At 35.3% G+C, this 17,874-nt stretch carries 16 protein-coding genes; all 16 read right to left on the bottom strand.

The window, feature by feature from the left end; translation table 11 throughout:
- Positions 1-51 precede the first annotated feature (51 nt).
- Entirely contained in the window at positions 52-1,107 is a 1,056-nt protein-coding gene (locus tag KKH91_05265) for an NDP-sugar synthase (GenBank protein MBU0952217.1), read from the bottom strand.
- A gap of 3 nt (positions 1,108-1,110) precedes the next feature.
- Positions 1,111-2,481, bottom strand: a complete 1,371-nt coding sequence (locus KKH91_05260; protein MBU0952216.1) for a sugar transferase — start codon at positions 2,479-2,481, stop codon at positions 1,111-1,113.
- Between the two features lie 74 nt (positions 2,482-2,555).
- Positions 2,556-3,608 (bottom strand): glycosyltransferase, encoded by a 1,053-nt coding sequence (locus KKH91_05255; protein ID MBU0952215.1) that lies wholly within the window; start codon positions 3,606-3,608, stop codon positions 2,556-2,558.
- 198 nt (positions 3,609-3,806) lie between these two features.
- Positions 3,807-4,775, bottom strand: coding sequence for a glycosyltransferase (locus tag KKH91_05250; protein ID MBU0952214.1), 969 nt, complete (start codon positions 4,773-4,775; stop codon positions 3,807-3,809).
- Between the two features lie 12 nt (positions 4,776-4,787).
- Positions 4,788-5,720 (bottom strand): glycosyltransferase family 2 protein, encoded by a 933-nt coding sequence (locus KKH91_05245; GenBank protein ID MBU0952213.1) that lies wholly within the window; start codon positions 5,718-5,720, stop codon positions 4,788-4,790.
- A 1-nt stretch (position 5,721) separates the two neighbouring features.
- Complete coding sequence (locus KKH91_05240) at positions 5,722-6,465, bottom strand: O-antigen ligase family protein (protein MBU0952212.1); 744 nt, start codon at positions 6,463-6,465, stop codon at positions 5,722-5,724.
- 523 nt (positions 6,466-6,988) lie between these two features.
- Positions 6,989-8,299, bottom strand: a complete 1,311-nt coding sequence (locus KKH91_05235; GenBank protein MBU0952211.1) for a nucleotide sugar dehydrogenase — start codon at positions 8,297-8,299, stop codon at positions 6,989-6,991.
- 17 nt (positions 8,300-8,316) lie between these two features.
- Positions 8,317-9,402: a UDP-N-acetylglucosamine 2-epimerase (non-hydrolyzing) gene (gene wecB, locus KKH91_05230; protein MBU0952210.1), complete on the bottom strand. Its 1,086-nt coding sequence runs from the start codon at positions 9,400-9,402 to the stop codon at positions 8,317-8,319.
- Complete coding sequence (locus KKH91_05225; GenBank protein MBU0952209.1) at positions 9,399-10,466, bottom strand: polysaccharide biosynthesis protein; 1,068 nt, start codon at positions 10,464-10,466, stop codon at positions 9,399-9,401. The genes wecB and KKH91_05225 overlap by 4 nt, the downstream gene beginning before the upstream one ends.
- Positions 10,463-11,344: an SDR family oxidoreductase gene (locus KKH91_05220; protein MBU0952208.1), complete on the bottom strand. Its 882-nt coding sequence runs from the start codon at positions 11,342-11,344 to the stop codon at positions 10,463-10,465. The genes KKH91_05225 and KKH91_05220 overlap by 4 nt, the downstream gene beginning before the upstream one ends.
- Before the next feature lie 5 nt (positions 11,345-11,349).
- Positions 11,350-12,570, bottom strand: a complete 1,221-nt coding sequence (locus tag KKH91_05215; GenBank protein ID MBU0952207.1) for a glycosyltransferase family 4 protein — start codon at positions 12,568-12,570, stop codon at positions 11,350-11,352.
- Between the two features lie 13 nt (positions 12,571-12,583).
- The gene (locus KKH91_05210) at positions 12,584-13,723 is read right to left on the bottom strand and encodes a glycosyltransferase family 4 protein (protein MBU0952206.1); all 1,140 of its coding nucleotides are present in this window, start codon (positions 13,721-13,723) and stop codon (positions 12,584-12,586) included.
- Positions 13,720-14,775, bottom strand: coding sequence for a radical SAM protein (locus KKH91_05205; GenBank protein ID MBU0952205.1), 1,056 nt, complete (start codon positions 14,773-14,775; stop codon positions 13,720-13,722). The genes KKH91_05210 and KKH91_05205 overlap by 4 nt, the downstream gene beginning before the upstream one ends.
- Positions 14,776-14,779: 4 nt before the next feature.
- Positions 14,780-15,697: a glycosyltransferase family 2 protein gene (locus tag KKH91_05200; GenBank protein MBU0952204.1), complete on the bottom strand. Its 918-nt coding sequence runs from the start codon at positions 15,695-15,697 to the stop codon at positions 14,780-14,782.
- Positions 15,675-16,628 (bottom strand): Gfo/Idh/MocA family oxidoreductase, encoded by a 954-nt coding sequence (locus KKH91_05195; protein ID MBU0952203.1) that lies wholly within the window; start codon positions 16,626-16,628, stop codon positions 15,675-15,677. Before KKH91_05195 ends, KKH91_05200 begins: the two co-directional genes overlap by 23 nt.
- A complete protein-coding gene (locus tag KKH91_05190) occupies positions 16,628-17,872 on the bottom strand; it encodes a class I SAM-dependent methyltransferase (protein MBU0952202.1) in 1,245 nt (414 codons plus the stop codon). The genes KKH91_05195 and KKH91_05190 overlap by 1 nt, the downstream gene beginning before the upstream one ends.
- Positions 17,873-17,874 lie beyond the last annotated feature (2 nt).

Raw genomic sequence — 17,874 nt, 5'->3', positions numbered from 1 at the left:
CTTTTAAACACCCAATGCTATCCGCTTGGAAGGATATTGGGTGCATTCCTTTTACAAGTTCGAAAACCTTGTTATCAATGAATTGTCTCCGATTGCACAGCCTGGAGTCAATATCGAATTAGGTTCTACGTTACAATTTCTGCCGACTATGGATTTTTCAATCTTTGTGCCTTCTCCGATTATTGTATTGTCTAAAATTACTGAATCACTAATCTGGGCTCCCTTTTTAATTTTGCAGTTTTTTCCTATAGAAACAAGCCCTGAAAGCTGGACAAATTCGTCAATTCTGCTGTTGTGCCCGATTATTACCTTGCCTTCAATAACTGACTTCGCGTTTATAGATACATTTTTGTCAGCCCAAACAGATTTTTTGATCTGCTTGCCCGGCACAGGTATCTTTACTTCTCCTTTAAGTATGTCGAAATGCGCCTGGACATATTTTTCTACCGTGCCAATATCAAGCCAATATGGCGAAGAAACGAATCCAAATACAGGTTTTTGTTCTTCAAGAAGGTGCGGAAATAATCCTCTTTCAACAGAATAATTTATATTTACAGGTATGTAATCAAGCAATTCAGGCTCAAAAATATATATTCCGCTGTTTATGGTATTACATGTAACCTCGTCCCAGGAAGGTTTTTCAAGAAATTTTTCTATTCTTGATTGTTTGTCTGTTTCAACCAGTCCATAAATGGTGGGGTCCTTCACCCTTACAAGACCTATAGTAAGAATAGCATTTTTCTGGTTATGAAATTTGGCCATCTCTTTCAGATTTATGTCTGTAAGAATGTCTCCATTAAGAATAATCGTGGTTTGGTCAATAAACTTTTGTGCATTTTTTATTGCGCCGCCTGTGCCTAAAGGTTTTTCTTCGTAAACATAATTCACTTTAAGGCCGAAATTTTTTCCGGTGCCTACAAATTTACTAAATTGTTCGGCTCTGTAGCTAAGGCAGAAAGTTACTTCTTTTATGCCAAACTCTTTGATTAAGTTAAGCTGATAAGTTATAAACGGCTGGTTTAAAATAGGTAACAAAGGTTTTGGGGTTGTGCAGGTAAATGGCCTTAGCCGGGTACCAATCCCCCCGAGTAAAATGAGAGCTTTCATTATTTAATACGCTCCTTTTCGGCTGAAAATTGCCGGCAAAGTTTTTAACAATATTTTTAAATCAAGCCCTAAGGACCAATTTTCCAGGTAAAAAATATCAAGTTCTATCATCTCTTCGTAACTGAGAGAAGCTCTTCCTGAAACCTGCCAAAGCCCAGTTGCTCCCGGCAGTACGCTTAAGCGCCTCTTGGCCCAATTATCATAGGCTTTAGCTTCCCATAATACCTGGGGCCTGGGCCCTATCCAACTCATTTCTCCTCTAAGGATATTTATTATCTGAGGGATTTCATCGATACTGTATCTTCTTAAAAATTTTCCGATTTTCGTAATCCTTGGGTCATTTTTCATTTTAAATACGGGGCCTTTTCGTTCAGTGAGATGTTTTATTTTTTCAAGCATTTCGTCGGCATTTATCATCATGGTTCTGAATTTAAAGAAATTAAAAACTCTGCCTTTATAACCCATTCGTTGATGAGAATAAAGAATTTTTCCTTTTGAATCAAGTTTTATAAATATAGCAATGAAAATAAGTGGAACTATTGAGAAAGACAAAAATACTATAGAAAGGAATATATCAAACATTTTTTTGTAATAAAAATTTGCCCCCACTAAAGACGGCGATTTCAAACGAAATACCGGAATTCCTAAAGAGTCGTCAATAAGTATTTCTCCGAGTTTTAACTGTAGCAGGTCTGGGACTATTTTTAGCTCTATTTTCTTTTCCTCGCATTTATCAGACAGATCTATCAGTTCCTGTTTGCTTAACAGAGAACTCATCACCAGTATTTCGTTAATGTCTTTTTGCGTAATCAGGTTAAAAATGTTTTCTTCGTTTTTATAGTCAAATAAAAAAAACGGTTTAATGTGCCTGTTTCTTCGAAAGGTTTTTTTAAGAATTTCAATTTCTTCGATTTTGCCGATAATGAGGACATTTTGCGAGTGAGTTATAATGAGTTGAAAAACGTATTTTGATGTTAAGTGCCAGATGAATATCAGGATACTGCTGATAACCCAGATTATCCCAATAACAAATCTTGAAAATTCCACGTCCCTGTAAACAAAAGTAATAGCCATTAAAAGGATTGTGGCTATGACTGTACCTTTAACAACATTTACGAGGTCGTCCAGGTCTGATTCAATTTTTTTCTTATAAAATCCCACAAATATAAATACAGGCAGCCAGACTAAAATCGCGAGTTTAAATAACTCATTGTAGATGGTAAAGTTAGGTATGCCTTTAAAAGGAGGAAATACTGTTATAATTGACGCCCAAAAAAACCTTATGTAATATCCAAGCACAAATGAAAAATAGAGCAGTAAAAGGTCGCCTGCGAAGAGAACACATATAAAAAGTGTGTGAGAATGTTTTTTCATAAGTTTGTCATCCAATTCCTGTCCCAAAATTAATGTGGAAACGAATTTTGGGATTTCGTCTGACTCAGATTATACTAGTTTTTAAGATTTTTTTCAATGAATTTGCTGATCTTTTCTTTGAATACACTACGACTAAAATCTTGTGCGTGCACGTGAATTTCTTTTGAATCAAATTGTATTTTACCTAGTTTATGTATTGCTCTAGTTAGAGATTCGACTGTTTGATTTTCAAAAAAAACACCCGTTTTGCCGTCAACTATGGTTTCAATAGCCCCGCCCCTGGAATAGGCTATGACAGGAGTACCGCAAGACTGCGCTTCTACGGGGACGATCCCAAAATCTTCTTCACCCGGGAAAATTAAAGCTTTGCAATTTTGATAATAATATTTTAGTTCATCATCATTCTTCCAATCTAAAAATTCAATATTTTTATTTGCCATTTTTTTTAATTTTTTTTCCTCCTGTCCTGATCCGATTATTTTTAAAGGCAATCCGATTTTATTAAAAGTTTCTATTGCCAAATCTATTCTTTTATAAGGAGCAAAAGCAGAAACAACCAGGTAGTAATCTTTTTTTTCTAATTTATCAGAAAGAGTATAAAATTCAGTATTCACCGGAGGATAAATGACAATAGAATCGCGGTTGTAATGCCTTTTTATTCTTTCTTGAATGTATTGAGAAATTGCAACAAAATTGTCAACTCTCTTTGAACTGTTAACATCCCACCATTGAAGGACTGGTCTCAATATTTTCATTGCAATTTTAACATATAGTTTTGAATTTCCAAAATATTGGTCGTACAGGTCCCATATGTAACGCATAGGGGTGTAACAATATGATATATGTAGTGACCTTTCGGGAACTTTCACACCTTTAGCAACACAATGGCTGGACGAAATTATCAAATCATATCCGTTTAAATCAAATTGTCCTATAGCTATTGGCATTAAAGGCAGGTAATTTCTATATTTATTTTCTATGTCAGGAAAATGCTGAAGAAAAGATGTGATAATTTTCATTTTCTCAATGGTTGGAGACAGAGAACCTTTTACATGTACCAGCGAGAAAAGAGTTGCTTCAGGAAATAATTCACAAAAAACTTCCAAACATTTTTCCCCGCCCCTCATTCCGGCTAGCCAATCATGGATAATTGCGACATTTATCCCTTTATTTTTAATTTCCATACCAGGAAAATTGCCTCCATGATGACACTTCCGAATATTCTTTTATTTTGAAACCATTACTAAAAGCCCTGTATTTCATTTCTATTAAACATCTGTAACCTTCGGATTTTATTAAGCATGTAGGAATAATGATCAGCGGTCTCATAAGACAGCCCTAAAAGACTTGAATTCAAAACATCCTTTTAAAAAATGCCAAACGTAATATAATGGCAATGGTAAAATTTCAAAATAGCCGGGAAGATTATTTATCTTGTATTTAAAACAAATACCAACGTTTAATAACAACAAAAGCAGCATAAAACGGGCATTAAAAGAAATTGCAAGAATAAAGGATAAAACCGAGAACAGTGAAAGATAGTGTAATGGCCTTTTAATTGTAAAAATGCCGATTTTTTTAACTTCAATCATTTTTCTGAACAATTTGTTATGTTTTTTACATAAAAAAGGGTCAAAATAGTAACGTTTAGCGTGGTCATAGGCGCCCTTAATAGTTTGATATTGTCGCGGGTGATACGCCAACATTTCCGGAGAAACGACCGCTTTATAGCCTGATTCCAGCAGCCTGAATCCAAGCTCGATATCTTCACGAAAATAAATGTTCATATTTTCATCGTAAAAACTTATGTCATATCCGCCCAATTCATTAAAAATACTTTTTCTAAACATAAGATTGCATGGCAGGAAAGCTAATTGGTAATGCTTCTCAAGCCTTCTAACAGGTTTATTTGAATCGATATATTTTGTAATTCCTTCAACTGCTGAAATCTCATCATTGATAAAACAGCCAGACCCAGTTTTCAGCCAGTTTGGATCAAGGATTATGTCATCTTCTGTAAAAGCAATTATAGTTCCTCTGGCTTTTTCTACTCCCGTATTTCTGGCAAAAGCCGGTCCTGAACGATTTATATTAATAATTGAAGTAGAAAACGGCATTTTTTCCGTGTATTCTTTTATAAATTCATTTATGTTTACAGTTGAACCGTCGTCAACAATAATCAACTCAAAGTCTTCTTTTGAATAATTTTGTCTGTTTATAGAATCAATACACGAAACTAGCAGCTCTCTTCTGTTATATGTTGGAATAATAATTGAAATAAACTGATTTTTCATTTTTCAGTTGTTTTAATCCAAAAGCAATTTAAAGGACTTGAAATATCCTTTTAGCCTGCTCTTCGATTCTTTCCTTCTGTTTCTAAGGGTGAGCCCGATTAAAAGCCATAAAATCAGCCTGGTAATATTTCTTAATGATAAAATAACTTTAAGTGCTAAAACAGCCGTTATAGAGTAATGTTTTTTATAGAATAGAATAAGGCTCCTTGTGTATTGCAAAAGCCTGAATTCATCATAATAACCTGTTTCACCGCCGCCAAAATGTATTATTGAACAATCTCCCAAACGAGTTATACTCCACCCCTTTCTTTTGGCGCGATAACAAAAATCAGTTTCTTCGAAGTACATGAAAAAATCTTCATCAAAAATACCAATTTCCTCAATTACTTTTTTTCTTATCATCAGGCAAGAGCCTTGTAAATAATCAACTTGTTTAGTATCTCTATAGGGTTCGAATGTCTTTTTGTGTTTTCCAAAGATACGATTGTTTGGAAAAAATCTGTCCAAAAAAAGCGTTTCAGATAACAAATTAACATTATTGGGATAGGTAATTCCCGTACATTGGTTGCTTTTATCAGGGTTCAAAATAATTGGACCGACTATCCCAGCTTCCGGGTTCCGGTCTAAAAATAGAACCATTTTTTCGATACTATTATCCAGAATCAATGTATCAGGATTTAAGATAAGAATATACCTACTGTCAACTTTGTCAAATCCTGTGTTCTGCGCTTTGGCAAAACCAATATTTTTATTGTTTCTGATTATTTTTATGGTCGGAAATGTTTTTTCAATAAGTTCAATGGAATTATCGGAAGAAAAATTATCTATAATTAAAATAGAAAAATTTATTTTTTTTGTATTTTCATATATAGATTTTATGCAATTTTGCAGGAACTGGATATTATTGTAATTTACAATGTTTATTGAAATGTCATCAGCGTTCATTTTAAATTATGGTTTTATTATTTTTTAAATTTCCCACTGCGATACCCAAAAGCATCCAAAAAGTAAATTGAGGCGCCAGCCAATAAAATAAATCTGCTACTAATTGATTTAACATGAAAAATGAAAGGCCCAAAAATATGGCAAATATATAGGAATTCATTCGATGTTTCCATAATACGTGAAGCCAATAAATAATGAACATTATAAACATAGCAGTACCTATAAGCCCTATTTCGCATAAAAATCTGAGAAAGACGTTATCAGGGGTTTTTAAATATTCTGTAGAATCCTCAGCTCTATAGAAGTCATGTGCTATTGGGTAATTACCCAGGCCTACTCCAAAAAAAGGGTATTTTTTTAATACAGTCCAGGTTGTATTGTATGAAGCAGAACGGTGAGAGTGCACAATACTAGATTTTAAACTTTGGAAACCAAACCGTTCTATAAACAATGGCTTCGAATGCGTAAATAAGAAAAAGAAGGTTATAATGATTATTAATGACAACAGCAACTTCCATTTTCTAATAAAAAATTCATTTTTTTCTGTGTAAAAGTAAAAAAACATTAGCATCAAACTTAAAATCCACGAACTGCGTGAGAAAGAAAAGAAAATTGTTAATGAAATTAAAAGAAGAGGAATTGACTTGAGTATTATATTTCGCCCCCGGATGTACCATATTGCAATAGGTAACACCAATACTAAATAGCCGGACAAAACAAGAGGATGTCCCATTGTACCTGCCATCCCGGACCTTGGAGACAAAGCCCAGTGTGTTTGAAAACTCGGGAACTTAGAAAATGGGTTCCAATGGAAAAAGAACTCTATTAAACCCACTATGCAAACAAGGGAAGCACAAATCAAAATAGCCGACGATGTCGTTTTTCCATTATTTTTTAAAATCCGTTGTGAAATAAAAGCTATTCCTAAACCCCTAAAAATGAAACTGCCAATACTGCGAATAGTATAAAGCCTGTCAACACTCGAAATTAAACTTAGACAAAAACCCGCAATTACAAATAAAAGCCACTTATCAAATAATGTTATTCTTTTTTCTGTAAGCCAGGATAATGAAATTAGCAAAAGGACAAGCCCGCTGGTAAAAATGTAGTGGAATGGTATTTCTCCTATTTTGAAAGGTAAGTAATTCATTGGAACAAGAGAGACCAGGAAAAACAAGGTTATGAATATCCAATAAACTATATTCCTTGAATTATGTAATTCTTTACTAAACTGCATTTAATCCCCTTTAACACCCACCGCCATCCGCTTATGCCTTAATTATTTTTTTGGAAGTTGTTTTTATAGAATTTCTTGTATCGATGATGAGCTTAGAATAGCGCGAAATCATATCATAATCATAACAAGTGTGATTGGTTAATATCATAACGCAGTCATATTTTCTTAATGAGTTTTTATTTAAATTAATCGATGATTTTGAAATTTTGAACTTTCTCATTTTGGGCACAATGGGAATAAAAGGATCATTATAATCAACTTTTGCGCCTTTTGATTCCAAAAGTTCAATTATTTTAAATGCAGGGGATTCCCTTTGATCACCAATATCCTTTTTGTAAGCTATACCTAAAATCAAAATTTTAGACCCCTTTAATTGTTTTTTGTTTTGATTTAAAGCATCAATCGTTTTTTCTACTACATATTCAGGCATTTTTATATTAATTTGGCCGGCTAATTCTATAAATCTTGTAGAATAATCATACTTCTTGGCGATATAAGAAAGGTAAAACGGGTCTACGGGGATACAGTGTCCGCCCCAACCGGGGCCGGGATAGAACGGCATAAAACCGAATGGTTTTGTTTTTGAGGCTTCGATGACCTGCCAAACATCAATGCCCATGCGGTCAAATAACATTTTCAATTCGTTTACTAAGGCAATATTTACGGCTCTAAAGGTATTTTCGAGCATTTTGGTTGATTCTGCTATTTCACAAGAAGAGACTACAACAACTTTATTTATTATTTTTGAATAAAATAATGAAGCCAATTCTGTCGAGTTTTTGTCAATTCCGCCGACAACTTTTGTAATTGTTTCAGTATTAAAGTTTTTGTTGCCGGGGTCTTCTCTTTCTGGAGAAAAAGCCAGGAAATAATCTTTCCCGCATTTCAATTTCGTTGAATCAAGGATAGGTTTTAAAACATCTCTTGTTGTAGTCGGATACGAGGTGCTTTCCAGAACAATTAATTGGCCCTTACGCATATTTGATGCTACCGATTCACCTGTCTGCTCTATATAACTCAAATCAGGCTCATTTGTCTCTGTTGTAGGCGTAGGCACACAAATTACTATTATATCGCAGCGTTTTAATAATTTGAAATCAGATGTCGGCAAAAAATTCACTAGCTCAGCTAGCCTGTCTTCAGAAATATGAGCTATATAGCTTGTATGTTTCTTGAGTGATTCGATTTTGTTATTGTCCACATCGAAGCCGTAGGTTTTATAGCCGTGTTTTGAAATGAGCATCAACAAAGGTAACCCGACATAGCCCAGTCCTATCACTCCCACAGTTGAGGTTTTGTTAGTAACCTTATCTCTCAATAGTTCAATTGTTTCCAGTTTCATTATGTTGCCACTTACGATTAGAAATCGAACCGGCTGAAAATAATCCTTAACACTTTATCCGAAACGTTTTTTTCCTTATATTCTTCCGGTGCAGACCATTTGGATTTTAAATTTGCTACTAATTTAACAGATTGAATTATATCAGCTACGGTGAGTCCGGAAAGTATATTGCTTCCGCATTCCAGGGTTTCTGGCCTTTCCGTAACATCACGCATGGTTACATTTGGAACCATCAAAATAGAACATTCTTCCTGAACAGTCCCGCTATCGCTTAATACGCAGAAAGCATTTTGCTCAAGCTTGATAAATTCAAAAAAACCCATAGGCGTTAAAAAACGGATATCTTTGTTTGTTATCGAAATATTGAACTTTTTCATTTTGTCAGCGGTTCTGGGATGCAAACTGCAAATAATAGGATACCCATAAATAGAATGCAGTTTTTCTAATGCGTTTACCAAGCTCTTTAAATTGGTATTATTGTCGACATTTTCAGCTCTGTGCATTGTTATCAAGAAATACTTGTCTTTCTTAATTTTTAACTTATTTAGTATAGTGTTTGTGTCAATCTGTTTTTTAAAGCGTAGAATTACCTCATTAATAGGGTTGCCGGTTACAAATATTTTATTTCTATCAATACCTTCTCTCACAAGGTTTTCTTTGCTTCGTTGTGTATAGGGCATGAGAAAATCACTGGAATGGTCGATAATTCTTCTGTTGATTTCTTCAGGGACTTTATCATTATAACACCTATTGCCTGCCTCCATATGATAAACCGGTATATGCAGCCTTTTGGCCGGGATGCAGGAAAGGCCGCTATTTGTATCTCCCAAGATAAGCAATGCATCCGGTTTTTCCTTAACTAACACCTTTTCAGTCCTTTCTATAATCTGGCTGATTTGTTCTCCTATGGTTGCTCCCCTTGCATTTAAAAAATAATCCGGTTTTCTTACTTTTAACTGGTCAAAGAAAATCGTATTAAGGGATTCAGTGAAATTTTGGCCTGTATGAACTAATACATGGTTTGAATTTTTATCTAATTTTCCAATTATTAAGCTTAAACGTATTATTTCCGGCCTCGTACCAAGTATTGTTATTATTTTCATCTTAGGAATTCCTCTTCTTGCGTAAGTATGTCATTTTCCAAGAGTAATTTAAATTTTTTCAATAATTCATAAGTTTCATCCGTTGACATTACGTTGTCTCCTGAACTATACTCCTTTGTCAGGAAGGTTGTTTTGCCTGCGTTTTTATTTTGTAATTCGGGTAACATGGGGAGTATTACGTAATATTCGCCCCTGGTTGTAGTCCTGTAAGCCTCTTCGTCGGAAACCAGTATTTCGTGGATTTTTTCTCCCGGCCTAATCCCAATTATTTTTATCTTATTTTTTCTTTTTCCTATAAGAGCTTTTGCAATATCCATCATATTTGCTGAAAGAACGCGCGGGATAAAGGTTTCTCCGGGATTTGCTTTCTTCACGGCGGCAAAGATTATATCTACGGCATAATCAAGCGGCAGCAAAAATCTTGTCATATCTTCTGTAGTAATGGTTATATCCTGCCCGGCTAGAATTTGTTCGTGAAATAAAGGGATTACAGAACCTCTCGAAGCCAGTACATTCCCATACCTGACACAAATAAACCTTGTTTTTTTAGACTGCAAATTTGCATTTATAAATATTTTTTCCTGGATTGCTTTTGTCATACCCATGACATTCACAGGTTTGCAGGCTTTATCGGTAGAAACGCCTACTACGGTTTCTATCGGCAGATTATTTTCTTTTATGGCCCGGACAATGTTTTGGGGGCCTTCGATGTTTGTCATTACGGCCTCGAACGGAAAATATTCGCAGGTTGGAACCTGTTTTAAGGCTGCTGCATTGAAAACTATATCAACATCCCTTAAAGCTGAAAGGACGCTGTGATAATCTTTTACGTCGCCGATCCAAAACTCAAGTAATTCCTCAAAATTATGATAGATCAATTCATCAGTAGCGAATTTTTTATGTTTATAATCAACACGCATCTGGTGCTGTTTTGCTTCATCCCGTGAAAACACGATTATTTTTTTTGGTTTGCCATCCTTGCCTGATAGCAGTCTTCGGACAAGAGTTTTACCCAGTGAACCTGTGCCCCCGGTAATAAGAATTCTTTTTCCTTCGAAAATCATAAGTTCCTCCAGATGTTATATTGATTGGTATCGATTGCAAGTTTATCAATCATTGTTTGCCAGAGAAGAGGCTTGAAACCGGTATTTGCTCTGAATTTTGTAGAATCAAGGCTTCGGTCGCAATAAAAATCATCAAATGCAGCAATTTCGGTTTTTACATTGAATGAATTTTTTATAATATTCAAAAGGTCAAACTTATTTATCGGTTCGGCAGAAACGTTATATAATCCGCTTATTTTACTATGGTTTTGGATAATGTCAATAAAGATATCTGATAATGCGTCTGTGGTAAAACCCGAAAAAACAGCATTTTTGAAGCCTTTTATCATATTCTCTTTTTGGTTTAAGAACCATTCAACCAGGCCCAGAGAGGTTTTCAGTTCCCTCCCGATTATAGATGTTCTTATGGTTAATGTATTGTTCATGTTTCTTACTTCGCCAAGAAATTTAGTTCTTCCGTACAAATCAACAGCATCCGAAAAATCATCTTCCTTATAATTCCCTTTTTCTCCGGAAAAAACACAGTCGGTGCTGATATGTATTAATTTTATGTCAGCTTCTTCACATATTGAACTTAAAATATGCGGAAATAAGGAATTCGTTGTAATCATCTGAACCGGGTCATCAGCAATTTTTTGCTGCTTGGTTATGCCGATACAGTTAATAATGCAGTTTGGGTGTATTTTTGATAAAGTTCCTTTTATATGTTCGATATTTTCGGTTGAGAAGTTGTCAATAACATTTTTCTCTTCGAAAATACTATATCTTTTGTAATGTGAAAAATTTCTAAAGGCTGCATAAGTGTCAAATTTACCTTTGAATTTAAGGTATGTTCTGTGGCCCAGCATTCCGCTTCCGCCAAGTATTAGGATTTTCATTTTAGTTAAGTCCTGCTTGCATACGAATGAACTAAAAAATTGTTTAGTTTATCTACGACGGACTCGGAAGAATATTTCTTTATCAACTGCTCGTTATTGATTCTTTTATAACCATCATTTTTCAGGATATCTGTTATCGCTTCTGCAAGTTTAGCGGGATTTGAAGGTTCTGCCGCTATACCTATTTTGTTTTCTTTGAGTAATTTTTCACATTCCCCTCTGGCCCCCATCACAATTGGTTTATTTGCTGAAATATATTCGTACATTTTTCCCGGAACATACATATCGAGGTGCGTATTATCAATGTAATTTGAGAAAAGAATGTCGCTGATATTTAAAAAGCTTGGAATATACTCCCTTTGGACCCTTCCGATAAAAATTATTTTATCAATATTTTCTTTTTTTGTTAGTTGTTTTATATTGTTTAAATCAATACCGTCCCCGATTAGTAAAAAAACAAAATCCTTAATTCCTTTAGAATCTAAAATTTTAATAATATCAATAACAATGCTCAAATTTTGTAATTTTCCGACATTACCTTCAAACAAGATAACTTTTTTGTTGTTCAGTGCATAGTTATCTCTCAGTTCTGAACAGTATTTATTTTTGTTTTCATTAAAAAGAGATACGTCAACCCAATCAGACGCGCAAATCATCTCTTTTTTTGTTTTCAAGCATCCCTGTATATATTGCCCCATGCTTTCAGTAACTGTTGAAAAAGTTGTTGTGTTTCTGTAAACAAATAGCTCTACATTTCGCAGGATGCCAATTAGTAATTTGTTTTTTAACATTCCGGAAATTACGCCAAGTGCCGGTAAAATATCCGTGACATCAAAGTGGTGCGGCAAATTGTAGAATTTATTGAGCAAGGCACCCGGAATTCCTGAAGCAAGAGGTGTCATTGATAAACATAAATCAACTTCTTTACGTAAACTGATTGCTTTGAACAGAGAAATGATAGAAAATTCAAAGTAAGACAACATCCTTAAAATAGGATTGCTTTTAGGCGTAAAAATCAGATTTAGCCTCAGTATATTTACTCCATTATGGATTTCTTGATACTTGGTGTGCTCTTCCTTGTTTAAGTGATAGGTTCTTTTCGGAAATGAAGTTAGAACAGTTATTTCATGCCCTTTTTTAACGAGCAATTCACACATCTCCGTGGCTCTACGCCCTGTTCCGACAAGTTCCGGATAATAATGTTGGTGCACAAACAAAATGTTCATAGGTTTAGCCATGCTAGTTTAATTTGTTAAAAACATTTATTAAGCTTATTGCAGTTTTATCCCAGGAAAACAAAGCAGCCCTTGATAACCCTTTTTCTATTAATTCTTTTTTTAGAACATCGTTGAACAATATTTTACTAACTTCTTCAGCGATATTATTTTGATCAAATGGATCAAAATAACGTATTGCGTCACCGCAAATTTCTTTAAATGGATTAAAACACTTATTTTTTAATGATGGATTAAGGTCACAATCAGAAGCGGCTACGGGCACTCCTGCAGTCATTGCTTCTAATAACGGAAGCCCGAAAGTTTCTTCTATAGATGTAAAAACAAATGCATCAGCCTCTCTGTAAAAAGCAGATAGTTCATTATATGTTATTTTCCCAGTTAACTCAACTTTACCAGCTACAGAAAAGTCTGAAGCTGTTTTTAAAAGGGTTTTATAATAACTATAATCTAAAATATCCCCTATTATCACCAGGTTACCCCTATAGTTATATTTGTCAAACAGGATCGCAAAAGCTTTTATAAGTCTATCTAAGTTTTTATGCGGCAGGATTGCAGATACAGTTAAGATAAAATTATTTGTTTTATTCAGTTGATTTATTTTGCTGAATTTAAAATCACATCCATGCGATATCATTACACATTTATTGGGATTTATGTTTAATTCTTCAGATATTTTCACTAAAGAGTCGTTTGAAACAAAACGTATAATGTCAACTCTTCTGACAAAAATCCAGGATAGAAATTTGATTAATGAGTTTTTACTTCTGTTATTTAAGGACCATTTTATAGGTATTTTTGAAAATGGATTTGAGTTTTCTATTGTCATTACAATTTTGCAAGGAGCAAATAAGACAGTCATATTAGCCATGGAATAAAGCAAATCAACTTTGTAAAAAAGTATATAAAATGGAAGAATTAATTGCTCAAACACTACTCTGAAGTATGGATTTACAGGAAGATATTTAACTTCAATAATTTGTATACCTGAAGGTATTGTGTTTCTTAATTCAAATTGTTTTGTAGATAAAAGTACTATATATTTGTTATTTTTGTCGTGCTCTATAATTTTGGGTAAAAGATTGGCTAATGTAGAAATACCTGCGCCAGCCAGTGCATTTATAGCGTTTATCGCAATGATCATATATATTTTTTGCCATTAGCCCAGCAGGAATTGCACATTTCGTTATTGCTGCGTCCCGAAAGAATCGATTTTTTTAATTCCTTAATTTCTTTACTTTTACGTATTTCGTCAGGCTTTTGCTGAAAAACATTGCCAATTTTGTATTTTTTAACGAGATACTGTCCCCAGCAAGGTAATACATCGCCGCTGGCTGTTAAAACATCAACATCAAAAACACTTGTACACATAGTGCTAAAGGGCCAAATATTTATACCAAGAAATTTTGCTTTCTTATAGGCATTAGATAATATTTTTTCTAAATTCATTTTTTCCCATAAATCGATGTAATTTACTGCATCTTCTCTATGACCGGCATAATTCATTGGATGTAATGAAACATCTTTGACGTTAAATTCCGAAACTATATCAAGAAATTTTGAAATTTCGTTTACATTTTCTTCCTGAATTACGTAGTTAACAGACACATTTATTTTAGAATTTTTTGTTATAAATTCAATTATTTCCAGAACTTTTTGTAAATTAATACCTTTTTGCAATAAATCAATAGTTTCCTGTGTTGCTCCATGAAGCGAAACCTGGATAGAATTTATCGAAGATTTGCATACTTTTTCCAATTTGTTTTTATCATTCGAAAGAATAACACCATTAGTTGCAAGTAAAAGAAGGCTTTTTGTAAATTTGTCTCTCAATATATCCAAAGCTTCGAAAAAGTCAGGGTGAAGAAGGTTTTCACCTCCCGACAAAACAATGGATTTAACTTTTTTTGGGTCGTACTTTCCAATTAACTTTTTAAGGTCGGATAGCGTCATAGTTGTGTTTAAATTCATATATTCTTTCAAAACGCCGGTCCTGTAACACGCTTTACAGGCTAGGTTACATTTACTTGTTAACTCCATATGAATACTGCGGGGAAGGCTTGAAATGTTATAATGGAGAAATTGTTTCACTAAAAGAACGAACTCTTTTATCAGTGATTTTACTTGTATCTTTTCCTTAAAAGGCTTAATAATTAGGCGTGTAACTCTTTTTATCAAATAAAATATTTGAGCCATGCTATTACTCCTTACAGTTCGAATTAAATATATTTCGTTGTTTGATAGTTATTGGTAAATGGTAAATATTCCACAAGATGCTTCCAATGATAATCAAGAAGTTTAATATTGGATTATATCTTCTCATTCTTTTGTAAACAGAATTATGTTTCTTCCTTTTTCTGAAGGGGTTACATCCCTGATTTAATAGAGAGAGAACCTTAAAAAACACACCAATGATATTTTCATTCTTTATTGAAAATCTTAATGCGTTTCTATAAGCGAGCCACGTAGCAAAAAAACCTTTGTTTATCGATGAGCCTTCGCCGTAGTGCCATACAGGAATATTGGTTTTTATGATTTTATAATTTGCTTTTAAAAGTCTATGAAATAAATCATTATCTTCACCATACATAAAATAATCTTCGTCAAAAAAACCAATATGCCTGAATACAGCTGACGGACATAAGTATAAACAGCCTTCTACGCCTTTTGAATCCTTTATTTCTTCATATTTAAAGTCAATATTTTTCCAGTTTACAAAACTAATTTCTTCTTCTTTAGGAATTGCTGTATATCCGATCAACCCAACCGTACTTAACTTATCAAATAAATCGACAACAAGATTTATCCATTCAGGCAATATTTTAATATCAGTATTAAAAACAGCTACATAATGAGCATTTTGACTTAAGGCGTATTTTATACCGGTATTTACAGCTCCGGCAAAACCCTTTTTGCCAATATTTTCTAATATCTTAATTTCTGGAAATTTATCTTTAACATAGATTAAAGATTCATCTGCAGAACCGTCGTCTACTAATATTACGTTGTAATTTTTATAATTTGTTTTTGCCAAAGAATCGAGTGAGTAATAAAGATGTTTGGCCCCATTTTTATTGGGAATTATTACACAAACTTTAGGCTCTATTTGATTTTGCATTATAGTAACTCTCGGTAACATTAAGGGACTTTTGACATTCGGTTAACACTTCCACTACCTGCAGGCCTAGATGCAAACTCTGATCATATCGTCGGCCTTCTCCGATAGCGCGGCAGAAATCAGCCACAAGGTTAGTAAGCGGCAGAGAGTGATCAATCGCAACAGGTTCTACGGCTGATTTAGAAGAAAATTGAAAGACAAGTTTATTTTCCGCAAGGTCATCATAAATCAGGGAACCGCCTTCGTATGTGGCTTTAAACAGCCGTTGCTTATTTTGTTGGATGTTACTGATATTGATTTCAGAACAAGCACCAGATTCGAAATCCAGTATGATTCTGAAGGACTCCCCTGTTCCCTGCGGTTGTTGAATAAATCCGGTTCGTTTAGCACTAATGTGCGATGGAAAACTTCCGGAAAGCTCTATGGACATTGATATATCATGGGGTGCCCAATCCCACAGCGGCGGAGTGTCAGGGCGAAAGGGTCCCCAAGCGCCTCCTGATGAATGCATATTTTTCAATTTACCAAGAGACTGGCCCTTCATTTTTAGTCCACGAAACGCAGCACTGAACAGGTGAGTATGCCCAACCATTATTAAAATTCCGCAATCAGCCGCTTCTTTAACTAGATTTTGAGCAGCCGGCAGAGAAATCGTCATGGGTTTTTCAATTAAAACCGGTATGCCGGCATGGATTGACTCTATCGCTATTTCAAGGTGAGTTTCCGGCGGTGTAGCTATAATGATGCCATCAAGGCCGGTATTTTCTAAAAGATTACGCCAGTCCGGAGTTACCTTGCAGGTTGAAGGGACAAGCGAAACGCTCTCAGGGTTTCTGCTCGCTAAATAGGCAAGATTGATATCGGGCATGCGATTAAGGGTCTCGATGTATCGTTTACCCCAGCGCCCGGCCCCTATCAGCCCAATTTGCATTAAGACTCACCCCCGATTATAGTCAGGTTAGGAAGCGGCAGGATGAAACGGCTCTTGTTTCCGGCATAAAGCCTGTGTTTTTTTACTATCGGTTCAGCAAAGTTCCACGCGAGCAAAAGAACATAATCCGGTTTTTTTTGATAGAGAACATTTGCAGAGTATACCGGTATATGTAATCCGGGAGTGAACATTCCCTGCTTGAGCGGATTGTCATCGACAATATAGTCAAGGATGGAGACATCTATCCCGAAGTTATACATCATTGTTGTTGCTTTAGCCGTCGCACCATAGGCAGCAATTGACCTGCCTTTTGCTTTCAACCCTCGCAGCAATAACATTAGTTCTTCGCCTCGGATGTTAATCATATCACTCCAACGGTGAAAAGTATCGGCAAGGTGCAGTCCCGCTTTATGTTCCTCAGTGATAAGTTCGGCAACTGTGTTATCTTCATGTTGTGTAGAACTGCCTACATAACCTACCAGCGCGCCTCCCTGAATATCGGAGCGCTCGGCATGCAGTAATTTGAGCCCATTGTCGGCAAAAAATCGTTTCAACGGTTCGACGTGGTGAAAATCAACGTGTTCGTGATATATAGTGTCAAATAGAGTCTTGCGATAAACATCCAACAGGTAGCCAACTTCAAACACAAACTGGCCATCAGGCGCTAGCAGCGAACGGACACCATCTATAACTCCGCGAAGGTCATCGATGTGAGCACAAACATTGTATGCGCATATTGCCTTTGCCGGGCCATATTTTTCTCGAATTTGTTTACCCACTTTGGCGCCGAAAAAATCGATAATATTTTCAATCTCAGCTGAATCCGGGGCAACATTTCCTGCCGGGTCCACGCCTAAAACCCGCATTCCGGCTTCTTTAAAGAAACGCAGTAACGCACCGTCGTTAGAGCCGAACTCAACCACTAGATCTCCCTGTTTGAGATTCAGCCGGCGCACAATAGCGGCGCATTGATCTCTGAGATAGCCGACCATTACCGGAGAGGTACTTGATACGTACACGTAGTGGCTGAACATTACTTTCGGGTCAACAATATCAAGCAGTTGCAGGTGGCCGCAGTCGGCACAGCGGTAAACGTCTAAAGGATATAATTCCTGCGGTTTGTCTTTCTCCGCCGCTGATACAAACGAGTTAGCCGGAGGCGTAGGTTTGAGGTGCAACACACTTTCAAGTTCCTTCGAACCGCATAGCCTGCAATTTGTTCGTTTATGATGATGGAGCGTCATTG

This window comes from Elusimicrobiota bacterium, from assembly GCA_018816525.1.
In the GTDB taxonomy this organism is placed as follows: Bacteria; Elusimicrobiota; Endomicrobiia; order CG1-02-37-114; family XYA2-FULL-39-19; genus OXYB2-FULL-48-7.
The sequence above is the reverse complement of the archived record's forward strand: the minus strand, read 5'-3'. Positions and strand labels throughout refer to the sequence as shown.

What these genes read in the sequence shown, in the direction of transcription:
- KKH91_05265 (MBU0952217.1), bottom strand. Translation starts at nt 1,107, where the DNA reads ATGAAAGCTCTCATTTTACTCGGGGGGATTGGTACCCGGCTAAGGCCA.
- KKH91_05260 (MBU0952216.1), bottom strand. Translation starts at nt 2,481, where the DNA reads ATGAAAAAACATTCTCACACACTTTTTATATGTGTTCTCTTCGCAGGC.
- KKH91_05255 (MBU0952215.1), bottom strand. Translation starts at nt 3,608, where the DNA reads ATGAGGGGCGGGGAAAAATGTTTGGAAGTTTTTTGTGAATTATTTCCT.
- KKH91_05250 (MBU0952214.1), bottom strand. Translation starts at nt 4,775, where the DNA reads ATGAAAAATCAGTTTATTTCAATTATTATTCCAACATATAACAGAAGA.
- KKH91_05245 (MBU0952213.1), bottom strand. Translation starts at nt 5,720, where the DNA reads ATGAACGCTGATGACATTTCAATAAACATTGTAAATTACAATAATATC.
- KKH91_05240 (MBU0952212.1), bottom strand. Translation starts at nt 6,465, where the DNA reads ATGGCAGGTACAATGGGACATCCTCTTGTTTTGTCCGGCTATTTAGTA.
- KKH91_05235 (MBU0952211.1), bottom strand. Translation starts at nt 8,299, where the DNA reads ATGAAACTGGAAACAATTGAACTATTGAGAGATAAGGTTACTAACAAA.
- wecB (MBU0952210.1), bottom strand. Translation starts at nt 9,402, where the DNA reads ATGAAAATAATAACAATACTTGGTACGAGGCCGGAAATAATACGTTTA.
- KKH91_05225 (MBU0952209.1), bottom strand. Translation starts at nt 10,466, where the DNA reads ATGATTTTCGAAGGAAAAAGAATTCTTATTACCGGGGGCACAGGTTCA.
- KKH91_05220 (MBU0952208.1), bottom strand. Translation starts at nt 11,344, where the DNA reads ATGAAAATCCTAATACTTGGCGGAAGCGGAATGCTGGGCCACAGAACA.
- KKH91_05215 (MBU0952207.1), bottom strand. Translation starts at nt 12,570, where the DNA reads ATGAACATTTTGTTTGTGCACCAACATTATTATCCGGAACTTGTCGGA.
- KKH91_05210 (MBU0952206.1), bottom strand. Translation starts at nt 13,723, where the DNA reads ATGATCATTGCGATAAACGCTATAAATGCACTGGCTGGCGCAGGTATT.
- KKH91_05205 (MBU0952205.1), bottom strand. Translation starts at nt 14,775, where the DNA reads ATGGCTCAAATATTTTATTTGATAAAAAGAGTTACACGCCTAATTATT.
- KKH91_05200 (MBU0952204.1), bottom strand. Translation starts at nt 15,697, where the DNA reads ATGCAAAATCAAATAGAGCCTAAAGTTTGTGTAATAATTCCCAATAAA.
- KKH91_05195 (MBU0952203.1), bottom strand. Translation starts at nt 16,628, where the DNA reads ATGCAAATTGGGCTGATAGGGGCCGGGCGCTGGGGTAAACGATACATC.
- KKH91_05190 (MBU0952202.1), bottom strand. Translation starts at nt 17,872, where the DNA reads ATGACGCTCCATCATCATAAACGAACAAATTGCAGGCTATGCGGTTCG.